The organism is Pseudomonas sp. NIBRBAC000502773 (assembly GCF_006517195.1).
GTDB classification, from domain to species: domain Bacteria; phylum Pseudomonadota; class Gammaproteobacteria; order Pseudomonadales; family Pseudomonadaceae; genus Aquipseudomonas; species Aquipseudomonas marginalis.
Genome location: NZ_CP041189.1, coordinates 5,365,001 through 5,389,552, shown reverse-complemented (window position 1 = coordinate 5,389,552; position 24,552 = coordinate 5,365,001). Strand labels below are relative to the sequence as shown.

Genomic DNA, 24,552 nt, shown 5'->3' with positions numbered 1-24,552 from the left:
CATGCGCACTTCATTGATCATCCCCACCCGTAACGCCTCCAGCCACCTGGCACGCCTGCTGCCCGCGCTGAAGATGCAAACCCTGCAACCTGACGAGATGCTGGTGGTGGACAGCGCCTCCAGCGATGACACCGTGGCGCGCTTTCGCGCGTTCGGCGCGCGGGTCGAGGTGATCGACGCCCGTGACTTCAACCACGGCGGCACCCGCCGCTGGGCCAGCGAACAGGTGGGTGGCGACGCGCTGATCGTAATGACCCAGGACGCCATCCCGGCGACGCCCGAGACCTTTGCCAACCTGCTCGATGAATTGCAGCAGGACCCGCTCAACGGCGTGGCCTATGGACGGCAATTGCCTCACCCCGATGCCGGCGTGCTGGGCGCGCAATCGCGGCACTTCAACTACCCGGAACACAGCCGCAGCAAAAGCCTGGCCGATGCACCGGAGCTTGGGATCAAGACCTGCTTCAGCTCCGACTCGTTTTCGGTGTACCGGCGCAGTGTGTTGCAGGCCGTGGGTGGCTTCCCTGCCGACGTGATCGGCAGCGAAGACGCCTTTGTGGCCGCACGCATGCTGCTCGACGGCTACAAGGTGCGCTATGCCGCCACCGCGCTGGTGCATCACTCCCACGATTACAAACTCATGGACGAGTTTCACCGCTACTTCGACATTGGCGTGTTCTACGGCCGCGAGCCGTGGATCAAGCAAGCCTTTGGCGACGCGGGCGGCGAGGGCAAACGCTATGTGCTGGCCGAACTCGCGGCGCTGCGCAAAGCCGGCGCCTTGCACCGCGCTCCCGAGGTGCTGGTGCGCAGTGCGTTCAAACTGCTCGGTTACCGCCTGGGCCATCTTGAACGCCGCCTGCCGCTCGCCCTCAAGCGGCGCATCAGCATGTTTCCCGGTTATTGGAGGTGAGCAGCATGACCCACAGGAAGTCCCCCTTGATGAAGCGAAGCGTGCTCGCCCTGGCCATGCTGGCCCTGGCCGCCTGCAATACCCCGGCGCGTATCGAGCCACCGGACAGCAAGACCGTCGAGGACGGCAAGCGCGCCCTCGACCAACTGGCCCAGCTGCCACCGGCGGTGGAACGCATCCGTATCGGCGACCAGTTGCGCATCGTCCGCGATGCCGGCGAGATGCCGACGCTGTCGGCGTTCAACGTCAGCACCATCTACGAGCTGACGCTGTACACGGTGCAGACCGACGGCAAGATCAACTACCCGTTCCTGGGGCCGATCCAGGTTGCCGGGCGCCAGCCATCGGAGCTGGCCACCCAACTGACCCACGAGCTCGCGGCGACCTACCGCGAACCCCGGGTGACGGTGAACATCAACCAGGCGCCGAGCAACTCGGTGATCGTCGGTGGTGCGGTGAATAACCCCACGGCGGTGCAGATCGCCACGGCCAACACCCTGGAACAGGCGATTGTCGGCGCCGGCGGAGTCAGCCCGGCGGGCAACGCGAGCATGGTTGCGCTGCTGCGCGAAGATGCCCAGGGCGCCTATCGTGCTTACTTCCTGGACTTCAGCCAGCTCCTCAAGACCGGCGCCAACGGACGCAAGCCGGTGCGCCTGCAACGCGGCGACGTGGTGTTCGTGCCCAAGTCCAACGTCGGCGAGCGCATCCAGGGCGTAGACACCTACATGAACCAACTGATCCCGTTCACCAAGTCCATCGGGGTCGGCTACAACTACACGCGAACCAGCGGCGGCAGTAATTAAAGGAGCGACATCCCATGATCGAGATCCGTTCTTTTCGTGATCTGCTACGCCTGTTCTTCATCTTCCGCCACGAGTTCAAACTGGCCGCCATTGCGGCGCTGGTGATCATTCTGCTGGGGGCTTTCCTGCTGCCGGCCAAGTACGAATCCACGGCGCGCCTGCTGGTCAAGCCAGGGCGTGATTCGACCTTGCCCATCGAGATCAGTAACCGCCAGGCGCTGGTGATGCCCAGCACCCAGCGCGACCCGATTGTCGACGAGGAGCGTCTGCTCACCGGGCGTCCGATTGTGCGGGCGGTGGCCGAGCACTACCTGGAAGTGATCAGTAACGCACCGCCACCGGAAGGCTTCTGGAAGCGCACCAAGTACTACGTCAAGAGTGGCATAGGCGCGGTGTTCGATGGCATCCGCGTGGTACTGGAAACTGTCGGCGTGGTGGAAAAAACCACACCGGTGGAGCGCCTGGCGGCGGGCCTGGAAAAGAACTTCGAGGTGAGCCACGCGGCCGGCTCCACGGTGATGGACATCAACTTTACCTGGGGCGACCCGGAGATAGCCCAGGCGGTGGTCAAGGACTGGGTCGAGACCTATGTCAACGAACGCACCCAGGCCCTGGGGCGCAAGAGCCTGTACGTCTTCTATGAAGGCCAGGTAGCCACCAGCGCCACCGAGATCCAGAGCTACAAGCAGCAGATCCTCACGCACCTGAACCAGATCGGCGCGGCGAGCATCACTGATCGCCTGGAAGACTTGTCCGAGCGCATCAACGTACTGCGGGGCGAAACGTTCAACACCACGCGCCTGATCGCCTCCTCCGACAGCGCCATCCAGAGCACCCGCACGCAGCTCAAGAGCCAGCCCAAAGAAGTCACCACCGTGCGCCAGATCGCACTGAACCCCCAGCAGCAGGACTTGCGTCGCCTGCTGAACCAGAAGCTGCTGGAAAAGGCCGACATGATGCGCACCTACACGGACAACGCGCCGCCGGTCAAAGCCCTGGATGCGTCGATCCGCGCAATGCAGGCCCATGTCGCGAGTGAAAGCAACACCGTGCAAAGCTCGGAAAACCGCGCGCCCAATACCCTGGAAATCCACTTGCAGCGAGTACTGCTGGATGAGTCGAGCAACAACCTCGCGCTGCGTACCCAACTGACTCAACAACAGAAACAACTGGCCAACCTCGAAGCCCAGCGCAAGCAAGCCCTGGAGATCGAACCGGAACTGACACGCCTCGCCCGGGAGCTGGGCGCCGCCGAACGCAACTACGCGCTGTATGTGGACAACCTGGAGAAATCACGCATCGACCGTGAACTGGATAACAGCCAGATCAGCAACATCGCGGTGATCGAAGAGGCCACCCTGAACCCCGGCCGTATCTTCCCCAAGACCCTGGTGATGCTGGTGCTGGCGGTCCCATTCGCCCTCGTCGTCGGCCTGCTGGTGATCTACCTGTGCTACCTGCTCGACCAGCGCATCCACGATGGCGGCCTGGCGGAACGCAAGTTCGGCCTGCCGCTGTGGACCACCTTGCCCGAGCTGGACACCAGCACCGCCCAAAGCACCAACGCGTTCAATGCGAGCATCTACCGGCTGTACGGGTTGCTGCAGTTGGAGCGCATCGCCGAGCAGGGCCTGACCCTGGGGCTGACCTCGGCACGTCATGGCGAAGGGGTGACCTTCGTGGTGGAACAACTGCGTCAGTTGCTGCAGGAAAACGGTATCAACGTGCGTGTGGGCGGCGCCGAACCGGCGGCGCCAGGTGAAGTGGTGCTGCTGGACGCCTCGGCGCTGCTGGATAACCGCGATGCGTTTATCAACCTGCGTCGGGCCGACCTGATTGCGCTGGTGGTGGAAGCGCAGAAGAGCACGGTGCCGGTGGTGGAGCACGCGCTGTCGATCCTCAACACCGCGTTCGGCAAAGTCGACGGCATCATCATCAACCGGCGCAAATTCGAAGTGCCGGCCAAGGTGCTGAAAACCATCGCCAAGTACCGAGGGGCATTCTGATGCGCGTCGCCCTGCTCGCCCCGTTGCCGCCGGAGAAAAATGGCATCGCCGACTACGCGAACCATTTCCGCACGGCACTGGAACAACTGGAGGTGACGGTGCTGACGCCGTTGGCCGGGGTGGCGGGCAACAGCGAGGCGATCAAACAGGCCATCGGTGGTTTCGACTGGCACAGCGTGGACCTGGTCCACGCCGAGCTGGGCGGCGGACGGCTGGGGGAGTTCCTGGCCCTGCGCGAATTGCGCAAGGCCTACCCGGCACTGCCCTTGACCGCCACGGTGCATGATCCGGAACGCATCGTCTGGCGGCGCGAGCGCTTGCCATTCCCGTTGAACCTGCTGGAGCGCTTGCCCAGCCCGATGCCACAGGCGGCAGTGGTGCTGGCCGATCCGCTGACCTTGCGTGAAGAGCGCCAGGTCGCCGCCGGCTTGACCCGCTTGATCACCCTCACCCGCCTGGGCGCCGAGTGCCTGGGCCAACGCATGCAACTGCCGGCGGGGAAAGTCGCGGTGATCAACCATGCCAATCTGGCGATTCCATCGGCGCCGTTGCCGCCCTTGGATACGCTGCGCCTGCTGTACTTCGGGTTTATCTACCGGGGTAAAGGCATCGAAGACCTGTTAGACGCCCTGGCCGGCGTATTCAAGCAGGCCCCCGAATTGCGTGAGCGTGTGCGCCTGACCCTGGCCGGTGGCACCGCCGCCGAAATGGCGTTTGGCGCGGGTGGTAATTACCTGGAGCAGTTGAACCGCCAGATCGCCGAATTCGGCCTGGCGGACGCTATCGACTGGCGGCTGAACCTGCCGGCCGACGAGATTGCCCAGACCATCCAGGCCCACCATGTGATGGTGCTGCCCTATCGCGAATCGAAAAAACTCGGCCTGCTCGGGCGCCAGCGCGGTACCAGTGGCGCGCTGTCCTGGGCTGCCGCCTGCGGGCGTGGGGCGATTACCTCCGACGCTCGCGCGTTTGCCGAGGAAGTCGCCAGCGGCAACGGTGCCATCTACCCCGAAGGCGATGTGGATGCCCTCAGCGCGCAACTGCTGCGCCTGGCGCGCACGCCGCTGCTGGCCCGGGAGTGGGCCGAACGCGCCGGCGAAATCGGCCGCGAGCGCTTATGGCCGTTGACCGCGCAAAAGTTCAAGGCTCTGTTTGAGCAAGCCATCGAGGGCGGCCGCCATGGCGCGTAAACGCACCTACGTCGCCACCCTGGTCGTAGTCGCCGCCCTGGGCCTCACCGCGTTTTTGTGGGGGCGCCAGGCCGATGCCGAGAGCCATGTGCTCAAGGGCAACAAAACTGTGGTGTGGAAGGATTTCCTCGGGGTGAACGCGCAGTTCCTGTGGTTCGCCCCTGAGCGCTATCAGAAGCAGATCGACCGTCTCAAGGCGCTGGGCCTGGAGTGGGTACGCCTGGATTTGCATTGGGACCAGCTGGAGCCGGTCGCAGGGCAGTACCAGGTTGCGACGCTGGATCAGCTGGTGGGCAAACTGCAGGACAACCAGCTCAAGTCGGTGTTCTACCTGGTCGGGTCGGCGCCGTTCGCCACCACTGCGCCGGTGGGTGCGCCGTATCAGGACCAGTACCCGCCGAAAGACCCGAACGTGTTCGCCAACCGCATGGCGCTGTTGGCCCAGCGCTATCCCAGTGTCGACGCCTGGCAGGTGTGGAACGAACCGAACCTGCTGGGCTTCTGGCGCCCGGCAGCCGACCCGGCCGGCTACGCCGCACTGCTGACCACCACCGCCGCCGCGTTGCGCGCAATGAACCCGAGCAAACCGGTGGTGGCCGCCGGCATGGCATTCTTCAGCGAAATGCCCAACGGCCAGAGCATGTTCGATGCCCTCGGCGCCCTGGGCGTCGCCAGCCTCAATACCGTCGTCTCGTACCACCCTTATACCCAATTGCCCGAAGGCAACGACCCGGCCAACCTGGACTTTATCGCCAGGACCACCACGCTCAACCAGGCCCTGCGCAGCGGCGGCGTGCAGACCCTGTGGAGCACCGAATGGGGCTGGTCGACCTACACCGGTCCCAAAGACGCCCAGGACATCATCACCCCACAGGCCCAGGCCGATTACGTGGTACGCCGCCTGGCGCTGATGAGTGCGCTGGATTACGACCGGATCTTCCTGTTTACCCTCAGTGATCTGGACCAGCGCGCCAGTGTGCGTGATCAGTCTTACGGTTTGCTCGACATCGACGCCAACCCCAAGCCGGTCTACACCGCGCTGAAAAATTTCCTCGACGTCAGCGGTCCGACGCTCACCCCCGGCGATCCGCCCAGCGCCGATCAGTTGCCCGACGGCCTGTTCAGCATCGGCTGGACCCGCGCCGACGGGCGCAAGCTATGGTTCTTCTGGGCGGCCGGGGGCGGCAACGCACACCTGCCCAACCTGGCCAGCGCCACCCTGTATGACCCGCTGCGCGGTACGCAAACCCCGGTAAGCGGCACCCACGGGCTGACCGTCATGGTCAAGCCGAACCTGCAAATTCTGTTATGGGAGTGAGGCCCGCCATGCGCATTTTATGGATCCTGCCCTACTCGCCCTGGCCCGCCACCAGCGGCGGCAAGACCCGCCAGTTCCACCTGCTGCGCAGCCTGGCGGCGCGGGGGCATCGGATCACCTTGCTGCTGCATGACAAGCATCCGGTGTCCCCTGCCGACCGCCAGGTGCTGGAAGCGTTTGTCGAACAGTTGATCATCCTGCCGCGCCGCCCGTTGCGCAGCCTCAAGACCCTGGTGGCGGGGCTGTTTGCACCCTACCCGCTGCTGGCCAGCGTGAATGGGCTGGCGGGCGAGTTGCAGGACACCTTCAACTGGTTGCTGGGTGAGCAGTGGGACGTTGTGCAGATCGAGCACAGCTACAGTTTCCAGCCTTACGAAGATGCGCTGGCGCGTAGATCACAGCCCTTTGTGCTGACCGAACACAATGTGGAATCGGCCCTGGGCGCGGCCACCTACGACCGCTTGCCGCGTTGGTCGCTGCCGTTCATTCGCTACGATCAATGGCGCTATGCCCGCTGGGAACGCCGGGTGATGCGCCAGGCCGCGCAGGTGGTGGCGGTCACTCAAAACGATGCGCACGTCCTGGAAAAAATCGCCGGCAAACCCGTACCGGTGGTGGTCAATGGCGTGGACTGCGACCACTTTGCCGCCGCCCATCCCGACCCGTCGACACGCCGTGTGCTGTTCCTCGGTAACTATGAATACGCGCCGAACGTGGACGCCATCGAATGGGCCCTGGATGAAATCCTGCCCAAGGTCTGGGCGCGCTGTGCGGATGCGCGCATGAGCGTGTGCGGCTTCGGCATGCCCGGCAGCTGGCGCGAGCGTTGGAAAGACCCGCGTATCGAATGGCAAGGCTTCGTGCCCAACCTGCTGGACCTGCAATCGAGCTGTTCGGTGTTCCTGGCGCCGTTGCGCCATGGCGGCGGCTCCAAGCTCAAGGTGCTCGAAGCCCTGGCCGCCGGCCTGCCGCTGGCCAGCACCGAACAAGGCGTGTCGGGGTTGGACCTGGTGGAAGGCCTCGACTACCTCGGTGGGCAAAGCGCCGACGACCTGGCCGATGCCGTGGTGCGCCTGCTGCAATGCCCTGAAGCCGCCGCGCCCATGGGTGAGGCAGGCCGCGCCTACGTACGCCGCGCCCATGACTGGAGCGTCGCCGCCAGCCAATTGGAGCAGGTGTACGCCACCCTCGTGCCGCTGAGCCAGAGGGAGCCCGCATGCGTATAGGCCTGGATTACCGCACCGTCGGCACTTCGCCGCAATCGGGCATCAGCCGCCAGGTGTATGCACTGGAAAGCGCCCTGCACACCTTGCCGGGCATTGAGCTTGAACGGTTTACCGTGGCACCACTGGGCGATGAAACGCGCCTGCAGGCCCACTGCCCGGCGTGGGGCTGTGCCAAGACCGCCATGCACCAGCCGCAGAATCGTCTGCGCTTTGAGGCCGGTTTTCTGCCGCGCGCCTTGCGCGAGGAGCGTATCGACCTGTACATCAGCACCTTCAACATGGGCCTGCCCTTGCCGCCCAAACCGAAAGGCTTGCGCACCGTGGTACTGCTGCATGACCTGTTCCAGATCACCCTGAACAACTACCATGCCAACCGCTTGAAGGCGCTGATCTACAAGACCAGCGATCGCCTGTCGATTACCTACGCGGTGCACAGCGCCGACCGCGTGTGGACGCCGTCGCAATACAGCGCCGATGAAACCGCACGGCTGTTTCCCAAGGCGGTGGGCAAGATTCGTGTGCTGCCCAATCAGGTCGATGGCTTTGCCGGGCTGGTGGCGGACCTGAGCCGGCATCAATTGCCCGAGCGCTACTGGCTGCTGGTGGGCACCCGCGAGTTGCGCAAGAACGTGCCGTTTTTGGTGGACGCCTGGCAGCAGGCGCGGCGCCAATCCCCTTCGGTGCCGGAGTTGGTGCTGGTGGGCAGTTTGGAACACTTGCCCGAAGCCCAGCGCACATTGCCGGGGATTCGCGCCCTGAGCGGCGTGTCGGACGCCGAGTTGCAGGGGCTGTACCGCCAGGCGTCACGCCTGTGGCAGCCGTCGTATGCCGAAGGCTTTGGCCTGCCGGTGATCGAGGCCCTGAGCGTCGGTACGCCGGTGGCGGTGGCGAGCGGCACTTCGCTGGATGAAATCACCCCGCCGTCGGCCCCGCGGTTTTCGCCCACCGATGGCCCGGCGCTGGTGCAATTGATGCTCAGCCTGGGCGCGCGGCCGGATGAAGACTGCGCCGAGCAACGGCGCCTGTGGGCGCAACGTTTCAACCATCATGCTTATCGCCAGCGCCTGGCCGAACTGATCGAGGAACTTCAGTGAGAGTGAACCTGGCAAGCCTCGTCGCGATCCTCTTCGGCCTGCTGTTTGGCGCCCTCGCCCTATTGCTGTCGCCGGCCAAGGCGTTCCTGGCCGTGGTCGGCCTGGCGGGGGCAGTGACCATCCTGCGCTTTCCGTTGTGGGGGCTGTTGCTGTTCGCCATGATCGCCACGTTCATGCCGTACTCGACTATCAACCTGGGGATCCGCAGCACCGTCAGCGAAGCGATCCTGGCCCTGACCTGGGGCGCGGTGCTGTGGCACAACTTCCTGGCCCGCCTGCCGGACACCCCAAGCCTTACCCGCCGCCCCACCGACCAGATGCTGCTGTGGCTGATGCTGTTCAGCGTGTTCCCGTTTATCGTCGGCCAAGTCACCGTCCACGCCGACAGCAGCGGCGTGGCCAACTGGCTGCGCTGGTTGCTGAGCCTGTCGGCGGTGTTCCTCTGCGCCAGGTTGCTGGTGGACCGCAAGCAGCGTGAATCCTTGGTGATCGCCCTGTTGCTGGGCAGCCTGGCGATGCTGGTGCTGTCGATTGCGGTGTTCGTGCGCACGCGCTCCGGGGCCGGCATTGCGCCGATTCTGGCGTTGTTCAACTACGGCAATTTCGACATGTTGAAATTCGGCCTGGAGGCCATGTCTTCGCGCATGGGTTCGCCGTGGATGCACCCGAATGCCATCGGCGGGATCATGGCATTGCTGCTGCCCCTGGCCTTCTGCTTCGGCGTGACCGAACAGGGCTGGAAACGTGCGCTGGGCCTGGGCGTCGCCTGCCTGGGCGCGGCGGCGTTGCTGTTGGCCAGCAGCCGCGGCGCGATGGTCAGCCTGGCGTTGGTGCTGCTGTGGATGGCTACGCGCCGCGTGCCCTACACCGGGCGCCTGCTGATGATCGGCGCGGCGCTGACCGTGGCACTGGTAATGGCCTACCCACCGTTGCAGGAACGCCTGGCGACGATTTTCTCGTCGGACAACGCCAGTACCGAAGTGCGGTTCGACGAGTACCGCATGTTCCCGCAGGCGGTGGTGTCTTATCCGTTCGGGATCGGCTTCAAGGTTGACCCGCCGGTACCGGGCACCCACCTGCTGGGGATCTCCAACCTGTGGCTGAACTTCATCTACAAGACCGGCATCGTCGGCATGCTGTTCTTTGTGGCGGTGACCGTGCGCTGGTGGCGTGAGGCGCGTCCGCAAAAAGGCCCGATCCGCCTGACCAAGGATAATGCCCTGTGGCTGGGCACCACCGGCGGGATTCTGTCGGCGCTGGTCAGCGGCCTGTTCGACCACTACTTCAGTTTTGCGGTGGTGATGGTGGCGTTGTTCTGGCTGATGGTGGGCATCAATGTGCTGGAGGCGCGGCGGTTGTTTCCGGCGCGGCTGCCGCAGGTGAAGACCGTGGCCTACCGCAAACACCTGCCTGATGGGGCACGGCCCTGATGCTCGGCTCCGCCGCCTGGCTGACCCTGGCGACCCTGGTGGGCCTGTGCCTGGGATTTGCCCGTGAATGGTTGCTGGTGGCGGCCTGGGGCGCCGGAGAGCGCAGCGATGCCTTCCTGATCGCGCTGTTTTTGCCGGAAGCGCTGCGCATGTCGTTGGCCGGCGGTGTGCTGAGCGCCGCTGCGCTGCCGTTGTACCTGCAACGCAAGCATGGCGAACGCCTGGAGTGGCTGGCGGTGCTGTTCCCGGCGTTGCTGCTGATCGCGCTGGTCATCAGCCTGCTGCTGACGCTGTTGGCGCCGTGGCTGGTGCAAGTGCTCGGCCCGGGATTGGCCGACACCGCCACAGTTTTGGCCAGCAGCAACCTGCAGATCGTCGCCTGGTGTGTGCCGGGCTTGATGTTGCATGGGCTGTTCAGCATTCCCTTGCAGGCCAGCGAACGTTTTGTCCTCGCGGGGCTGGGCTCGTTGCTGTTCAACCTGCCGCCGGTGACGTACCTCGCCCTCGCGGGCACCACCAGCCAACCGCACGCGCTGGCCCTGGCCTGCCTGGCCGGCAGCCTGTTGATGCCGCTGGCGCTGTTGCCGTCGATGTGGCGCCAAGGCTGGCGGCCATGGCGCTGGCAACTGAGCGTCGCACCCTTGCGGGAGCTGGGCCAGCGCATCGGACCGCTGTTGCTGAGCAATGGCGCCAGCCAGGGGTTGGCGCTGATCGAGCGGCTGGTGGCATCGCTGCTGGGCGAAGGCGCGGTGACCTGGGTCAACCTGGCGCGCAAGCTGATGAACCTGCCGCTGATTGCGCTGATGAGTCTCAACCAGGTACTGCTGGGCATGATGAGCCGCCGTCAGGGCGATGAGCGCCTGGCCCTGCTCAAGCGCGGCCTGGAAACCGCCAGCGTGCTGACCCTGCCTGCCGGTGTCGGCCTGGTGGCGGCAGCCCCGAGCCTGGTGGCATTGCTGCTGCCCAAGCAATCGGCGGATTCGCCGTTGCCGCTGCTGCTGGCCTGGTTTGCCGTGCCGTTGGTGTTCGGCGCCTGGAACGCCTTGCTCGCGCGCTATGCCTACGCCGCCGGCGATACGCGCCAGCCACTGCGCTGCGAGTTGCTGGGCAGCCTGGTCAACGTGTTGTTGCTGGGAGCGCTGCCCTGGGTGTTTGGCCTGGCCGGTATCCCCTTGGCCGCACTGGCCGGCGTGCTCTACACCGCACTGTTGCTGATGCAGCGCCAGGCCTTGCTCGACGCCCTGCCCTGGGCCCGGCACTGGCTGCTCAGTGCACTGCTGATGGGGCTGGCGGCGCTGATGCTGTTTGGTATTGAGGGCGTGTGGCTGCAACTGGGGCTGAGCACCCTGGCGGGCGCCGTGGTACTGCTCGGCATGGGGCTGTGGCTCAAGCCGTGGCGCAAGGCATGAATGATCGATCGGGAGCACTCAGGTGAAAAATCGCTGGATTCAAATGGATATCGCCAAGGGCATCGGCATCCTGGTGATCGTGTACGCCCACAGTTGGTTTGTCGCCACGTCGCCGGACTTGATGTACCCGATCCTGGCGTCGTTCGTACTGCCGTTGTTCTTCTTTCTGTCGGGGGTGTTTTTCAAGCCTGAACAGCCGTTTGTCGAGATGGCGGTGCGTAAGGCCGACGGCCTGCTCAAGCCGTTTTTCTTCACCATGCTGGTGTATGTGATCGTGCGCGATGTGCTGCGCGGCCAACCGCTGCTGCCGGATATCGGCGGCGTGCTGTACGCCTCGGTGGACACCATCCCGTGGCAGGCGCTGTGGTTTTTGCCGCACTTCTGGGTGGCGATCCTGTTCAGTTGGGCCGTACTGCGGCTGATCCAGCGCCTGCCGCTGGCGGTGAGTTGCGCAGTGATGCTGGTGCCGCTGCTGATCGGCATCTGGATGCTGCCGTGGTTCTGGCAACTGCCGGTGACTCTCGGCGGGCAAACCTGGGTGCTGCCCGGCCTGCCCTTCAGCCTGGATATCACCCTGATCAGCAGCGCGTGTTTCGTCTACGGCTACCTGCTGCGTGACTGGCTGCGTACCCATGCGGGGTCACTGCTGACCCTGCTGGTGTCGGTGGCGCTGTTCGCGGTGGTGTTCCTCTACCGGGGCGACACCATGGACCTGGCGCAGCGTCGCTACGACCACTGGCTGTGGACCAGCCTGCTGGCGGTGATTGGGGTGTACCTGTGCTGGGCGTTGGCGCGGGTGCTGATGGCATCGGCTCTGATCACCCGGGTCATGACCTACATCGGCCAGTCGACCCTGATCCTGCTGATCTTCCATGGGGAGATCCAGCACAAGACATTCGACTTGATGGAGCGTCTGGGGCTGCACGCGTTTGTCGCGGCCTGTATCGGCTTTGTGGTGGCGGTGGTGGTGCCGTTGTTGATCGGGGAAGTGATCAAGCGGGTGGCGTTCCTGCGGTTTTTCTACTTTCCATTTCCGCTGCGCAAGGCTGCCAGATAACGGTAGGAGCGAGCGTGCTCCTACCGAGTATCAGGTTCAGTCATCCAGTTGTTGCGCGGCGGGCTTGCCGGCGTGTTTAGCCGGCTTGGCGCCCTTGGCCGGAGCCGGAGCAACGGGCTCGGGTTCCGGGGCGGCGGCGGTTTCTTTCTCGGCCATCGGCATCTGGTCGATGGCGCTGAAAAACTCTTTCAAGTCGAGGCTATCCGGCGGCACGGTCTTCTCGACTTTCTTCTCGCCATCCTTGCCCACCAGGATCACTTTGGTGCCGCTGCCGGCGCCCAGTTTGAGGGCGCGGATCAGCGCATTGGTCTCGGGCGGCGTGAGCTTCTTGTTGTCCTTGGGGTCCTTGGCGAACTTCTCCCCTTCGGCACCGATGCTGCCGAACTTAACGGTGTAGAACACCATGCTGCGCTCTTCAAAGGACTGCTTGGTGGCAGGCTCGTCCAGTTGTTTCTTGAGGGTCGCCAGTGTGTCGTTGCCGGAATCAAGCTCCACCACCACCAGTGGCCGGGCTTTGCCCAGGTCCTGCTTAAGCGGGTTGATATCATCAGCAGCCAACAGCGGCCCCGTAAAAGCCATCAAGGTAGCCAGGGTCAGCGACCGGATGAGCATGCGCACCTCCTTTGAATTCCATGCAGGGTTCTTGAGTTTCATGTCTGCGACAGTCAAATTCAAGGATGATTCCTACACCGCGTTCAGAAAGCGTAGGCCAGGACGCCCGCTCCGCAAGGACTTGGCGGCGACAAGCCGCATTGTTTCCTTTGATTGCGGAAACATTACGAGACCTTCCAGCCCGGCCAATGGCGGGCAAAGACAGGTGCCATGATCGGGTCGGCATCCACCTGCGCCAGGGTCTGGGCAAAGCCTGGCGCCAAGGCAGTCAAGGCCTCACGCGCCTCATCCCAGCGCGACACCGCCGCCGCCATGATGCCCAACGCATTCGGTGCGCCGTCGGGCGCGAACAGCTGGCCGGCAAACTGTTCGGCAAACACCACCCAGGCCTGATGCAGATAGCGGCGCGTGCCCGTGACCAATTGCGCCAGCACCACCTCATCGACGTTGCCCAGCCAGCGTTGCGGGTAGTCGATGATGCCGATCGCCGAATAACAATTGGCCGCGATGTACACCAGGCCGCGAATGATCTGGTCACGGTCGCCGCCCAGCAGATGCGCATCGGGAAACGCCAGGCCCAGGTGGATCAGGATCGCGGCACTTTCCGTCAGCACCTGCCCATCGGGTGTGACCAGGGTGGGCACCTGTTTGAGCGGGTTGATACGGGCAAGCTCGTCGCTGCCCTCGCCGTCGGCCCAGGAGGCGGCGTCGACCCGTCGCCAGGGTACCGCGCACCGTTGCAGGGCGATTTCGATCATGCAGGAGCCGGATTCGTCGATGCCATAGAGTGTGTACATGGGCCTTTCCTCCTATCGTTGCAGTTTCGCCTGCAAGTTGACCTTCACCTGCGGCCATTCCGAATCGATGATGCTGAAACGCACCGAGTTGCGCTTGCGCCCGTCGGGCATGATGCGTTCGTGACGCACGATGCCTTCCTGCACGGCGCCCAGGCGCAGAATCGCAGCACGGGACTTTTCATTGAGTTCGTCGGTGGTAAATTGCACGCGCACGCAGTCCAGCACTTCGAACGCGTAGGTCAGCAGCAGAAGCTTGGCTTCGGTGTTAATGGCGCTTTTTTGCGTGGATTGCGCCAGCCAGGTATGGCCGATCTCCAGCTTACGATTGACCCGATCGACCTTCCAGAACCGCGTGCTGCCGACCACCTGGCCGGTGTCGCGACGCACGAGGGTGAAAGGGATCATGCTGCCCGCCTCGCGCCCGGCCAAGGCGGTGGTGATGTAATTATCGACAGTATCCGGGCCCGGTACGTGGGTGACCTTGAGGTTCCACAACTCGCCATCGGCCGCAGCAGCAAGCAAGGCGGCCGCGTGTTCGCGTTGCAGGGGTTGGAGTTCGACCGTGGTGCCGGTCAGGGTGAGCAGGGTCATGGAGCGCTACGCCGTCTGGTGATCATCAGAGGCCAAGAGTGCAGGCTCTCACCAGGGTGAATCAAGGATTTTAGAACAGACCCATTTGCCCGCCGACCAGGGTGCTGAAATCGTCACTCACGAACGGCAGTATCGCATCCGCGACCGGTTGCAATTGCCGGGTGACGTAGTGGTCGTAATCAATCGGCGCCTGGCGTACTTCCAGCGGTTCGGGGCCGTTGACGCTGATCACGTAGCGGATCCAGCCGCCGCGCTGGTACTGGCGCGGGCGCCCCAGGCGGTCGTTGTATTCATCGGCCAGGCGCGCCGCGCGTACATGGGGCGGCACGTTGCGCTCGTAGTCATCCAGTTGACGGCGCAGACGTTTGCGGTAGATCAGCAGTTCATCGAACTCGCCGCTCAAGGTGCGGCGCACGTAGTCGCGTATGTAGTCCTGATGGGGCTGGCGGTGGAAGATGCGCTGGTAGAGTTCCTGCTGGAACCGGCGGGCCAGGGGCGACCAGTCGCTGCGTACGGTCTCCAGGCCTTTGTAGATCATCTCTTCGCTGCCGTCGGCATGTACCACCAGGCCGGCGTAGCGCTTCTTGCTGCCCTCCTCCGCGCCGCGAATGGTCGGCATCAGGAAGCGGCTGAAGTGGGTTTCGTATTGCAGCTCCAGGGCACTTTGCAGGCCGAACGCGCTGTGCAGGTGCTCGCGCCACCAGGTGTTGACGTGCTTGACCAGCGCCTGGCCGATACGGCTGGCGTCGTCCTGGGAATGCGCGCTGCCGAGCCACACGAAGGTGGAGTCGGTGTCGCCGTAGATCACCTCATACCCCTGGGCTTCAACCAGTTCGCGGGTCTGGCGCATGATCTGGTGGCCGCGCATCGTGATTGAGGAAGCCAGTCGTGTATCGAAAAAGCGGCAACCGCTGGAACCGAGTACGCCGTAGAACGCATTCATGATGATTTTCAGCGCTTGGGACAGCGGCGCGTTGTGCTCACGCTTGGCCTCTTCGCGACCTTCGGAGACACGCGCAACGATGGCCGGCAGGCAGTGCCGAGTGCGAGAAAAGCGTGCACCGCGAAAGCCTTCGACGGAGTCGCTGTCGTCGGGGTGCTTGAGGCCTTCGATCAGGCCCACCGGGTCGATCAGGAAGCTGCGGATGATCGACGGGTAGAGGCTTTTGTAATCGAGCACCAGCACCGATTCGTAGAGGCCGGGGCGCGAATCCATGACAAACCCGCCGGGGCTGGCCTGGGGCGGTTTGTCGCCCAGGTTCGGCGCGACGAAGCCCTGGCGGTGCATCAGCGGCATGTACAGGTGGGTAAATGCCGCTACCGAGCCGCCGTTGCGGTCGGCCGGCAACCCGGTGACGCTGGCGCGCTCGAGCAGGAACTTGAGCAGCTCGGTCTTCTCGAAAATCCGCGTGACCAGCTCGCAGTCCTTGAGGTTGTAACGCGCCAGGGCGGGCTTGTCCTCGGCGAACATACGGTTGATTTCGTCCATGCGTTGATACGGTGTGGAGATGTCCTTGCCCTCGCCGAGCAGGGTTTGCGCGACGTTTTCCAGGCTGAAGGATTCGAAGCTCCAGGTGGCCGAACGCAAGGCTTCGATACCGTCGATGATCAGGCGCCCCGCCGCTGCGGCGAAGTAATGGTTGCGGCTGCCGTGTTCGCGCCAGGCCATGGGCTCATCGCCGCGACCGAGCATCAACGGCACGTTGAGGCGCTGGGCATGTTCGTGGAGTACGCGAAGGTCGAACTGCACCACATTCCAGCCGATGATTGCATCGGGGTCATGGGTGGCGAGCCATTGGTTGAGGCATTCGAGCAGTTGGGCGCGGGTGTCGCAGTAGTCAAGCTTGAAGTCCACCGCGTCGGTCTTGTTCGGCGGGCCGAGCATGTACACCTGGCGTTCGCCGCAGCCTTCGAGGGCGATGGAATAGAGGTCGCCCTGGGCGGTGGTCTCGATGTCCAGGGACACCAGCTTGAGCGGTGGGCGGTAGTCGGGCGCGGGCTTCATCTGCGCGTCGCACAGGGTACCACCGGCATCCGGTGTCCCCCCGAACCAGACCGGAGCGGTGATGAAACGCTCCATCATGTAGCGTTCCGGCGGGCGCACATCGGCTTCGTAGACATCGACACCGGCGGCGCGCAGGCGTTTTTCCACGTCCATCAACTGGCGGTGCTGGCGCGTGTAGAGGCCCAGGACCGGGCGGTGATGGAAATCGCAGAGTTGCAGCGGGCGCAATTCGATATCGCGTTCACCTTTGAGCAACCAATCCAGCGGCTTGCGATGGGCCTCGGGAATAAACATCACCGAGGTCTGCACGGGTAGGCGGATAAACCGTGGCCCCTGGTCTGTGGCCAGCCAGAAACTGACCTCCGTGCCCGCCGGGGTGTCGCGCCAATGCCGGGTCAGGACAAAACCCTGCTGTAAATCCACCGTACCGCACCTCTGGAATAGCTTTCAGGCGTTGATTCTACGCGGCATCGGCGCAAACGCAGCAGGTAAACGCGCACGCAGACTGCAATCTGACAAATTTGTTGCATGCCGTTAATAATAATTACTATCATCTGCGCCGGAGTCGTATTCGCGCAGTGAGGAAGCGCAACGCCTGTTGCCCCTCTTCTCACATTGACGGTTCGCCGTCAGGATCGACCATGCCCACCCGTAGCCCATTCGCTGTGCCGTTTCGCCCGACCTTGCTCGCCCTTTGCTGTTCCCTGAGCCTTGCCGCCCATGCTGCAACCCCAGTCAACCCGCAGGATGCGAACAACCGTCAGGACGGCAGCACACTGGAATTGGGTGCCACCACTATCAACGCCGACGGGCCCGCACCGGGTGCCCTTCCCCCCGTGTACAGCGGCGGCCAGGTGGCACGCGGTGGTCAATTGGGAGTGCTGGGCAACCAGGACATCATGGACGTCCCCTTCAGCATGGCCTCCTATACCGAAAAATTGATTCGTGATCAGCAGGCCGAGACCGTCGGCGATGTGCTGCTCAATGACTCGTCGGTGCGCCAGGCGTCGGGGTATGCGAACCAGGCGCAGACCTTCATGATCCGTGGCCTGCCGTTGAACGGCGATGACATTTCCTACAATGGTTTGTACGGCATCCTGCCACGTCAGATCATCTCTACCGACGCCCTGGAGCGTGTGGAAGTGTTCAAGGGGCCCAACGCGTTTATCAACGGCGTGACACCGGGCGGCTCGGGGATCGGCGGCGGCGTGAACCTGCAACCCAAGCGCGCCGATGATGTACCGCTGCGTCGCTTCAGCACGGATATCAGCAGCGATGGCCGTGTAGGCGAACACGTGGATATCGGCCAGCGGTTCGGCGAAGACAATCGTTTTGGTGCACGGGTAAACCTGTCGCAACGCGAAGGGGATACCGGTATTGACGATGAAAATCAGCGTTCCAAACTGTTTGCCCTCGGCCTGGATTACCGCGGCGATGCTTTGCGCGTATCGAGTGATTTTGTCTATCAAAAGCAGCGCATCAACGGCGGGCGCAATTCGGTATTCCTGGGTACCGCCACCCATGTACCGGATGCGCCTTCAGCAGACACGAACTATGCGCCGAGCTGGAGCAGTACCAACCTTGAAGACACCTTGGGGATGCTGCGCGCCGAGTATGACCTGAACGAAAACTGGACGGCTTATGCCGCAGCCGGTGCCAAACACAGCCGTGAAATGGGCCAATATTCATCGGTGACCCTGACCGATAACCTCGGCAATGCCACATCCAGCCGCTCGACCATCGCGCACGAAGAAGAGAACTCCAGTCTCATGAGCGGCCTGAACGGCAAATTCCAGACCGGCGCCGTCAGCCATCGACTCAACTTCGGCCTCGCGGGCATTTGGACTCAGGCACGTAACGCCTATGTCTTCAACGGCTCACCGAGTGCGACCAATATCTACGCGCCTGTGACTGGCGCACCACCGACCCTCAACAACCCGCGCAATACTCCGGGTACCGATTTCAGCGACCCGACCATTACCGCCAAGACATTCGTGCGCAGCGTAGCCGTCTCCGACACCGTGGGCTTCTTCGATGACCGCCTATTGGTGACCGTCGGCGCACGTCGCCAGCAGATGGTGGTTCAGGGTTACAACTACATGAGCGGTACACGCACCGCCAACTATGACGAATCAATCACCACGCCGGTCTACGGCATTGTGTTCAAGCCATGGGAACACGTGTCGGTGTACGCCAACCGCATCGAAGGCTTGGCCCAAGGACCGGTTTCCCCGCTCGTGGCAGGCACCCGCACTGTGATTGGCGGCGGGCAGGCCTATGCGCCCGCTCGCTCCAAGCAGATCGAAGCGGGCGTCAAAGTGGACATGGGTACCTATGGCGCTACCTTAGGGGTTTATCGTATCGAGCAGCCTGGAGCAGGTTACTCGGAGGTCGTCGATGCAACCACCGCACGCTACGTTCGTGAAGGCCAGCAGATCAATAAAGGCGTCGAATTGAATGTCTTCGGCGAACCGGTCAGCGGCCTGCGTTTGCTGGGTGGTGTGACCGTGATGAAGACCGAACTCAAGGACACACAGAACGGTGCCAACGATGGCAACCGCGCCATTGGTGTACCTTCCTTCCAGCTCAACGCGGGCGTGGACTGGGATGTTCCCACCCTGCAAGGCGTGACCCTCAACGGGCGCATGCTGCGCACCGGTGGCCAGTACGCGGATGCAGCCAACAACTTGAGCCTGCCGGCCTGGAACCGCTTCGATATAGGCGCGCGCTATACGTTCACGCTGGACCAGCGTGATGTAACTCTCGGGGTTACTGTGGAAAACGTCGCTAACGAAAAATACTGGGAGTCGGCTCAGGGCGGGTTCCTGAGCCAGGGCGATCCTCGCGTAGCCAAGTTGTCCGCGACGGTGGATTTCTAACCGTCAGGCCATTCCCCCGTGAACATTGGGAACGACAAAGACGGGCATCCGTTAATGATGCCCGTTATGCGGCTCACGCCCTACGTGCTTTGCTCAAATAGTTTTCGATATTGCCCATCTGATCGTCCCAGCCACGGGAGTTCATCTTGAAGGCCTTTTGCCTACGAGCCTCCGGCACCGCGTTGAAACCGGATTCAACCACTCGCAGCAAAATGCCCGGCGCCCGATCCTCAATGGTGAATTCCACCAGTGTCGGGGTTTCCTTGTCGTAGTCGACGCCCTCTTCCACTGCGAAGGGGTGCCACCAGAAAGAGAACAATGTTTGCGGCAGGATGCGTTCGATTTTGGCTTTCCAGATCACGTGTTCGTAACCTGGGTAGGTAATCGGCGCCTCTATGGTTTCCCCTGCCACAAAGGCTTTGCCCTTGAGGGCGATACCAAACCAATTACCGAATTGCTCGGCATGGGTGAGTGCTTCCCAGACCTGTTTACGTGAAGCGTTCAGCAGAACTTTTCGCTCAATGCGATCTAATACGTGCATAAGTCACCTCCTCCATTGACAGTAGGCGACACCAAATAATGCGCAACCTCAGGTTGTAAGCAATCATGATGACCCCGTCCTTGAACCGGCAATACGTTTATGACTGACCCATTGAATGGAAGTTGCTTCTGCAAAGGTGTCCGCTATCAGGTGGACCAGTTGGACATGCCTATCAGCCACTGCCACTGCGCAAGCTGCCGCAAAATACATGCGGCACCGTTTGTCGCCACTGCAGGCGTAATGCGCGAACATTTTCGCTGGACGCGAGGGGAGGAACTGCTGGCGTCCTTTGAATCTTCGCCGGGCAAGCTCAGGCATTTCTGCTCGCGCTGTGGCTCACATCTGATAGCAGAACGTGGGCATCAGCCCCATGTGATCGTGCGGGTGGCGACGCTGGACGATGATCCGGGCGTCAGGCCCACCTCGCACATCTGGATGGCCCATGATGTGCCCTGGCTTGCCCATGAAGGCATCGAGCAATGGGACGAGTGGAAGGCATGATTTAGACGTGGGGGTCACCTGGCGCTTTTGCCGGCGTCGCATATTGCGGCTTCAGGTGACCGTCTTGGTCGAGTAGCCAGGCATCCATGATTTGCCGCACCACCGGACCCGCGACGCGACCACCGGCCTCACCGTTTTCGATCATCACCGAAATCACTATCTTCGGGTGTTCGGCCGGAGCGAAGCCAACGAACAACGCGTTGTCACGGTGGCGTTCCAGGGTCTTCTCGCGGTTGTAACGCTCGCCTTGCTTGATCGCAACCACTTGCGCGGTACCGCTCTTGCCGGCAATGCGATATTGCGCCCCTTGTGCGGCGGCCCGGGCGATACCTCGTGGGTCATGCATCACCAGTTGCATACCGTGGTTGACCTGCTCCCAATCACGCGGATCTTTGAGGACGACGTTGGGCATTGGATTCTGGTCTACCGGCGGCTCACCATTGATCGTCTTGGCCAGGTGAGGCCGATTCCACACGCCTTTGTTGGCGATCAACGCCGTGGCCTGGGCCAATTGCAGCGGAGTGACTTGCATGTAACCCTGGCCAATGCCGAGGATCACGGTTTCACCAGGGAACCAGGGTTGGCGCCGTGTGGCGCGCTTCCATGCCTGGGATGGCATCAAGCCGGCGGACTCTTCGAACATGTCCAGGGAGACTTTCTGACCCAGGCCGAACTCGGCCAAGTAGTCATGCAGGCGGTCAATGCCGAGCTTGTGAGCTAGGTCGTAAAAGTAAGTGTCGTTGGAACGCATGATGGCAGCGTCCATGTCTACCCAGCCGTCGCCGCTGTGGTTCCAATTGCGGTATTTGTGGTCAAAGTCGGGGAGCTGGTAGTAACCGGGGTCGAATACACGGGTCTGTGGGGTGACGACACCGCTGTCGAGACCAGCGATGGCCACTTCCGGCTTGATGGTCGAACCTGGCGCATAGAGCCCTCGGAGGACGCGGTTGAAGAGCGGCCGGTCAATGGAGTCGTGCAGCGCGGCATATTCCTTGAAACTGATGCCGGTGACGAACAGGTTCGGGTCAAAACTCGGCTTGCTGACCATGGCCAGCACTTCACCGGTTTGCGGATCGAGGGCAACCACCGAGCCACGGCGATCACCCAGGGCCTCTTCCGCAGCCTCCTGGAGCTTCACGTCGAGGCTCAGGACGATATTTTTGCCAGGGATCGGGTCGGTGTGCTTGAGCACACGGAGTACGCGGCCCTGGGCATTGGTCTCGACCTCTTCGTAGCCGACATGACCATGCAGTTCGGACTCGTAGAAACGCTCGATACCGGTTTTGCCGATGGACTGCGTGCCACGGTACTCCACCGAGTCGAGGGCTTTGGATTCTTTCTCATTGATCCGCCCCACATAACCGATGGAGTGGGCAAAGTGCGCACCCAGCGGGTAGTGACGGACGAATTGCGGCTCTACATCTACTCCTGGCAGGCGGAACTCATTCACCGCCAGCAATGCAATTTGCTCTTCGGTCAACTCGTAAAACAATGTCACGGGAACGAATGGGTGGCGTGCCTGCTTCAGAGCCTTGTCGAACAGTGCTCGGTCTTCGACAGGCAGGTGCAGCAAGTTGACGATGGCGTCGAGCTCGCCCTTGAGGTCAGTGGTGCGCTCGCGGGTGATGGTCAGGTTGTAGCTGGGTCGGTTATCGGCAAGCAGCACGCCATTACGGTCATAAATAAGGCCACGCGTCGGAGTGATGGGCAGCACGTGGACACGGTTGTTTTCAGAAATCGTGGAGTGGTAGTCGAACTGTACGACTTGAAGGAAATACATACGCCCTACCAGCGCACACGTAATGCCTATCACCAACAACGCACAAGCGAGCAGGCGCTTGTTGACCAGGCGGTTTTCTTTTTCGTGATCTTTAATCGGTATAGGTTCAGGCATTTCTACAGCATCTCGTTGAAGAAGGTCGACGCCGCATCCTGCGATGAAAGATCAGTCCTTGAGAAATGTGCTGCACCATACCAAAAATGCAGAAACACTTTGCATTGAATTCCCCAACGGCACTCTGAAGTGAGTTCCCTCTCGATGGGTACGGCGATACGGCAGCTGCCCTTGACGATACTCAACAGCTCATCCGCCTAGGCGTACCCACTTTTCGACCGCCCAAAACAAAACCCCATCTGCTTTCGCAAATGGGGTTTCGGAATTTAATCTTGACGATGACCTACTCTCACATGGGGAAACCCCACACTACCATCGGCGATGCATCGTTTCACTGCTGAGTTCGGGATGGGATCAGGTGGTTCCAATGCTCTATGGTCGTCAAGAAATTCGGGTACTGAGTCGTGGCCAGCTGGCCTCGCTTCAGCAAATTGGGTATGTGACAGCTGTCGGTGTTTTGTAAGATCTCGAACTTTCGGTTCATTGCGTCTTCACACACCGCAATCTGGCCTTTCGACGCAAATTGCTTGGGTGTTATATGGTCAAGCCTCACGGGCAATTAGTATTGGTTAGCTCAACGCCTCACAGCGCTTACACACCCAACCTATCAACGTCGTAGTCTTCGACGGCCCTTCAGGGGACTCAAGGTCCCAGTGAGATCTCATCTTGAGGCTAGTTTCCCGCTTAGATGCTTTCAGCGGTTATCTATTCCGAACATAGCTACCCGGCAATGCCACTGGCGTGACAACCGGAACACCAGAGGTTCGTCCACTCCGGTCCTCTCGTACTAGGAGCAGCCCCTCTCAAATCTCAAACGTCCACGGCAGATAGGGACCGAACTGTCTCACGACGTTCTAAACCCAGCTCGCGTACCACTTTAAATGGCGAACAGCCATACCCTTGGGACCGGCTTCAGCCCCAGGATGTGATGAGCCGACATCGAGGTGCCAAACACCGCCGTCGATATGAACTCTTGGGCGGTATCAGCCTGTTATCCCCGGAGTACCTTTTATCCGTTGAGCGATGGCCCTTCCATACAGAACCACCGGATCACTAAGACCTACTTTCGTACCTGCTCGACGTGTCTGTCTCGCAGTCAAGCGCGCTTTTGCCTTTATACTCTACGACCGATTTCCGACCGGTCTGAGCGCACCTTCGTACTCCTCCGTTACTCTTTAGGAGGAGACCGCCCCAGTCAAACTACCCACCATACACTGTCCTCGATCCGGATAACGGACCTGAGTTAGAACCTCAAAGTTGCCAGGGTGGTATTTCAAGGTTGGCTCCACGCAGACTGGCGTCCACGCTTCAAAGCCTCCCACCTATCCTACACAAGCAAATTCAAAGTCCAGTGCAAAGCTATAGTAAAGGTTCACGGGGTCTTTCCGTCTAGCCGCGGATACACTGCATCTTCACAGCGATTTCAATTTCACTGAGTCTCGGGTGGAGACAGCGCCGCCATCGTTACGCCATTCGTGCAGGTCGGAACTTACCCGACAAGGAATTTCGCTACCTTAGGACCGTTATAGTTACGGCCGCCGTTTACCGGGGCTTCGATCAAGAGCTTCGCGTTAGCTAACCCCATCAATTAACCTTCCGGCACCGGGCAGGCGTCACACCCTATACGTCCACTTTCGTGTTTGCAGAGTGCTGTGTTTTTAATAAACAGTCGCAGCGGCCTGGTATCTTCGACCGGCATGGGCTTACGGAGCAAGTCCTTCACCCTCACCGGCGCACCTTCTCCCGAAGTTACGGTGCCATTTTGCCTAGTTCCTTCACCCGAGTTCTCTCAAGCGCCTTGGTATTCTCTACCCAACCACCTGTGTCGGTTTGGGGTACGGTTCCTGGTTACCTGAAGCTTAGAAGCTTTTCTTGGAAGCATGGCATCAACCACTTCGTTAACTAAAAGTTAACTCGTCATCAGCTCTCGGCCTTAGAATCCCGGATTTACCTAAGATTCCAGCCTACCACCTTAAACTTGGACAACCAACGCCAAGCTGGCCTAGCCTTCTCCGTCCCTCCATCGCAATAACCAGAAGTACAGGAATATTAACCTGTTTTCCATCGACTACGCTTTTCAGCCTCGCCTTAGGGACCGACTAACCCTGCGTCGATTAACGTTGCGCAGGAAACCTTGGTCTTTCGGCGTGGGTGTTTTTCACACCCATTATCGTTACTCATGTCAGCATTCGCACTTCTGATACCTCCAGCAAGCTTCTCAACTCACCTTCACAGGCTTACAGAACGCTCCTCTACCGCATCACTTACGTGATACCCGTAGCT

At 61.7% G+C, this 24,552-nt stretch carries 18 protein-coding genes and 2 rRNA genes (1 of these 20 running past the window's edge); 12 read left to right on the top strand and 8 right to left on the bottom strand.

Annotated elements, in window-relative coordinates; all coding sequences use genetic code 11:
• The first annotated feature begins 1 nt into the window (after position 1).
• The 10 genes from NIBR502773_RS25060 to NIBR502773_RS25015 are packed head-to-tail and all read left to right on the top strand — an operon-like array spanning position 2 to position 12,449.
• The gene (locus NIBR502773_RS25060) at positions 2 to 913 is read left to right on the top strand and encodes a glycosyltransferase family 2 protein (protein WP_141157211.1); all 912 of its coding nucleotides are present in this window, start codon (positions 2 to 4) and stop codon (positions 911 to 913) included.
• Positions 914 to 942: 29 nt separating this feature from the next.
• Positions 943 to 1,719, top strand: a complete 777-nt coding sequence (locus NIBR502773_RS25055; RefSeq protein ID WP_027603103.1) for a polysaccharide biosynthesis/export family protein — start codon at positions 943 to 945, stop codon at positions 1,717 to 1,719.
• A 14-nt stretch (positions 1,720 to 1,733) separates the two neighbouring features.
• The gene (locus NIBR502773_RS25050; RefSeq protein WP_141157210.1) at positions 1,734 to 3,725 is read left to right on the top strand and encodes an exopolysaccharide transport family protein; all 1,992 of its coding nucleotides are present in this window, start codon (positions 1,734 to 1,736) and stop codon (positions 3,723 to 3,725) included.
• Complete coding sequence (locus NIBR502773_RS25045; protein ID WP_141157209.1) at positions 3,725 to 4,915, top strand: glycosyltransferase; 1,191 nt, start codon at positions 3,725 to 3,727, stop codon at positions 4,913 to 4,915. The genes NIBR502773_RS25050 and NIBR502773_RS25045 overlap by 1 nt, the downstream gene beginning before the upstream one ends.
• Positions 4,905 to 6,233, top strand: a complete 1,329-nt coding sequence (locus tag NIBR502773_RS25040; protein WP_141157208.1) for a cellulase family glycosylhydrolase — start codon at positions 4,905 to 4,907, stop codon at positions 6,231 to 6,233. The genes NIBR502773_RS25045 and NIBR502773_RS25040 overlap by 11 nt, the downstream gene beginning before the upstream one ends.
• An 8-nt stretch (positions 6,234 to 6,241) precedes the next feature.
• Positions 6,242 to 7,459 carry a glycosyltransferase family 4 protein gene (locus NIBR502773_RS25035; protein WP_141157207.1) on the top strand — a complete coding sequence of 406 codons (1,218 nt, stop codon included), beginning with the start codon at positions 6,242 to 6,244 and terminating at the stop codon, positions 7,457 to 7,459.
• Positions 7,450 to 8,553 (top strand): glycosyltransferase family 1 protein, encoded by a 1,104-nt coding sequence (locus NIBR502773_RS25030; RefSeq protein WP_141157206.1) that lies wholly within the window; start codon positions 7,450 to 7,452, stop codon positions 8,551 to 8,553. Before NIBR502773_RS25035 ends, NIBR502773_RS25030 begins: the two co-directional genes overlap by 10 nt.
• Positions 8,554 to 8,555: 2 nt before the next feature.
• Positions 8,556 to 9,983, top strand: a complete 1,428-nt coding sequence (locus NIBR502773_RS25025; protein ID WP_115488791.1) for an O-antigen ligase — start codon at positions 8,556 to 8,558, stop codon at positions 9,981 to 9,983.
• Positions 9,983 to 11,392 carry a lipid II flippase MurJ gene (locus tag NIBR502773_RS25020; protein WP_141157205.1) on the top strand — a complete coding sequence of 470 codons (1,410 nt, stop codon included), beginning with the start codon at positions 9,983 to 9,985 and terminating at the stop codon, positions 11,390 to 11,392. The genes NIBR502773_RS25025 and NIBR502773_RS25020 overlap by 1 nt, the downstream gene beginning before the upstream one ends.
• 22 nt (positions 11,393 to 11,414) lie before the next feature.
• Positions 11,415 to 12,449: an acyltransferase family protein gene (locus NIBR502773_RS25015; protein ID WP_141157204.1), complete on the top strand. Its 1,035-nt coding sequence runs from the start codon at positions 11,415 to 11,417 to the stop codon at positions 12,447 to 12,449.
• Between the two features lie 36 nt (positions 12,450 to 12,485).
• On the opposite strand, the gene NIBR502773_RS25010 is transcribed toward NIBR502773_RS25015, so the two are convergent.
• The 4 genes from NIBR502773_RS25010 to NIBR502773_RS24995 form a co-directional block, all read right to left on the bottom strand.
• Positions 12,486 to 13,061: a DUF4174 domain-containing protein gene (locus NIBR502773_RS25010; protein ID WP_027603094.1), complete on the bottom strand. Its 576-nt coding sequence runs from the start codon at positions 13,059 to 13,061 to the stop codon at positions 12,486 to 12,488.
• 164 nt (positions 13,062 to 13,225) lie between these two features.
• Complete coding sequence (locus tag NIBR502773_RS25005) at positions 13,226 to 13,858, bottom strand: glutathione S-transferase N-terminal domain-containing protein (protein ID WP_141157203.1); 633 nt, start codon at positions 13,856 to 13,858, stop codon at positions 13,226 to 13,228.
• A 12-nt stretch (positions 13,859 to 13,870) separates the two neighbouring features.
• Positions 13,871 to 14,449, bottom strand: a complete 579-nt coding sequence (locus NIBR502773_RS25000; protein WP_141157202.1) for a GNAT family N-acetyltransferase — start codon at positions 14,447 to 14,449, stop codon at positions 13,871 to 13,873.
• 70 nt (positions 14,450 to 14,519) lie between these two features.
• Positions 14,520 to 16,877 carry a DNA polymerase II gene (locus NIBR502773_RS24995; protein ID WP_141157201.1) on the bottom strand — a complete coding sequence of 786 codons (2,358 nt, stop codon included), beginning with the start codon at positions 16,875 to 16,877 and terminating at the stop codon, positions 14,520 to 14,522.
• A 218-nt stretch (positions 16,878 to 17,095) separates the two neighbouring features.
• Between NIBR502773_RS24995 and NIBR502773_RS24990 the strand changes: the two genes are divergently transcribed.
• A complete protein-coding gene (locus NIBR502773_RS24990; RefSeq protein ID WP_141157200.1) occupies positions 17,096 to 19,333 on the top strand; it encodes a TonB-dependent siderophore receptor in 2,238 nt (745 codons plus the stop codon).
• A 73-nt stretch (positions 19,334 to 19,406) separates the two neighbouring features.
• On the opposite strand, the gene NIBR502773_RS24985 is transcribed toward NIBR502773_RS24990, so the two are convergent.
• Positions 19,407 to 19,874 carry an SRPBCC family protein gene (locus NIBR502773_RS24985; RefSeq protein ID WP_065939425.1) on the bottom strand — a complete coding sequence of 156 codons (468 nt, stop codon included), beginning with the start codon at positions 19,872 to 19,874 and terminating at the stop codon, positions 19,407 to 19,409.
• Between the two features lie 99 nt (positions 19,875 to 19,973).
• Between NIBR502773_RS24985 and NIBR502773_RS24980 the strand changes: the two genes are divergently transcribed.
• The gene (locus tag NIBR502773_RS24980) at positions 19,974 to 20,375 is read left to right on the top strand and encodes a GFA family protein (protein ID WP_141157199.1); all 402 of its coding nucleotides are present in this window, start codon (positions 19,974 to 19,976) and stop codon (positions 20,373 to 20,375) included.
• Between the two features lies 1 nt (position 20,376).
• On the opposite strand, the gene mrdA is transcribed toward NIBR502773_RS24980, so the two are convergent.
• From mrdA to NIBR502773_RS24965, 3 genes are all read right to left on the bottom strand, one after another.
• Positions 20,377 to 22,269 (bottom strand): penicillin-binding protein 2, encoded by a 1,893-nt coding sequence (gene mrdA / locus NIBR502773_RS24975; protein ID WP_065939427.1) that lies wholly within the window; start codon positions 22,267 to 22,269, stop codon positions 20,377 to 20,379.
• A gap of 270 nt (positions 22,270 to 22,539) precedes the next feature.
• Positions 22,540 to 22,655 (bottom strand): 5S ribosomal RNA (rrf, locus tag NIBR502773_RS24970).
• 152 nt (positions 22,656 to 22,807) lie between these two features.
• Positions 22,808 to 24,552 (bottom strand): 23S ribosomal RNA (locus tag NIBR502773_RS24965); it runs 1,147 nt beyond the window's last position.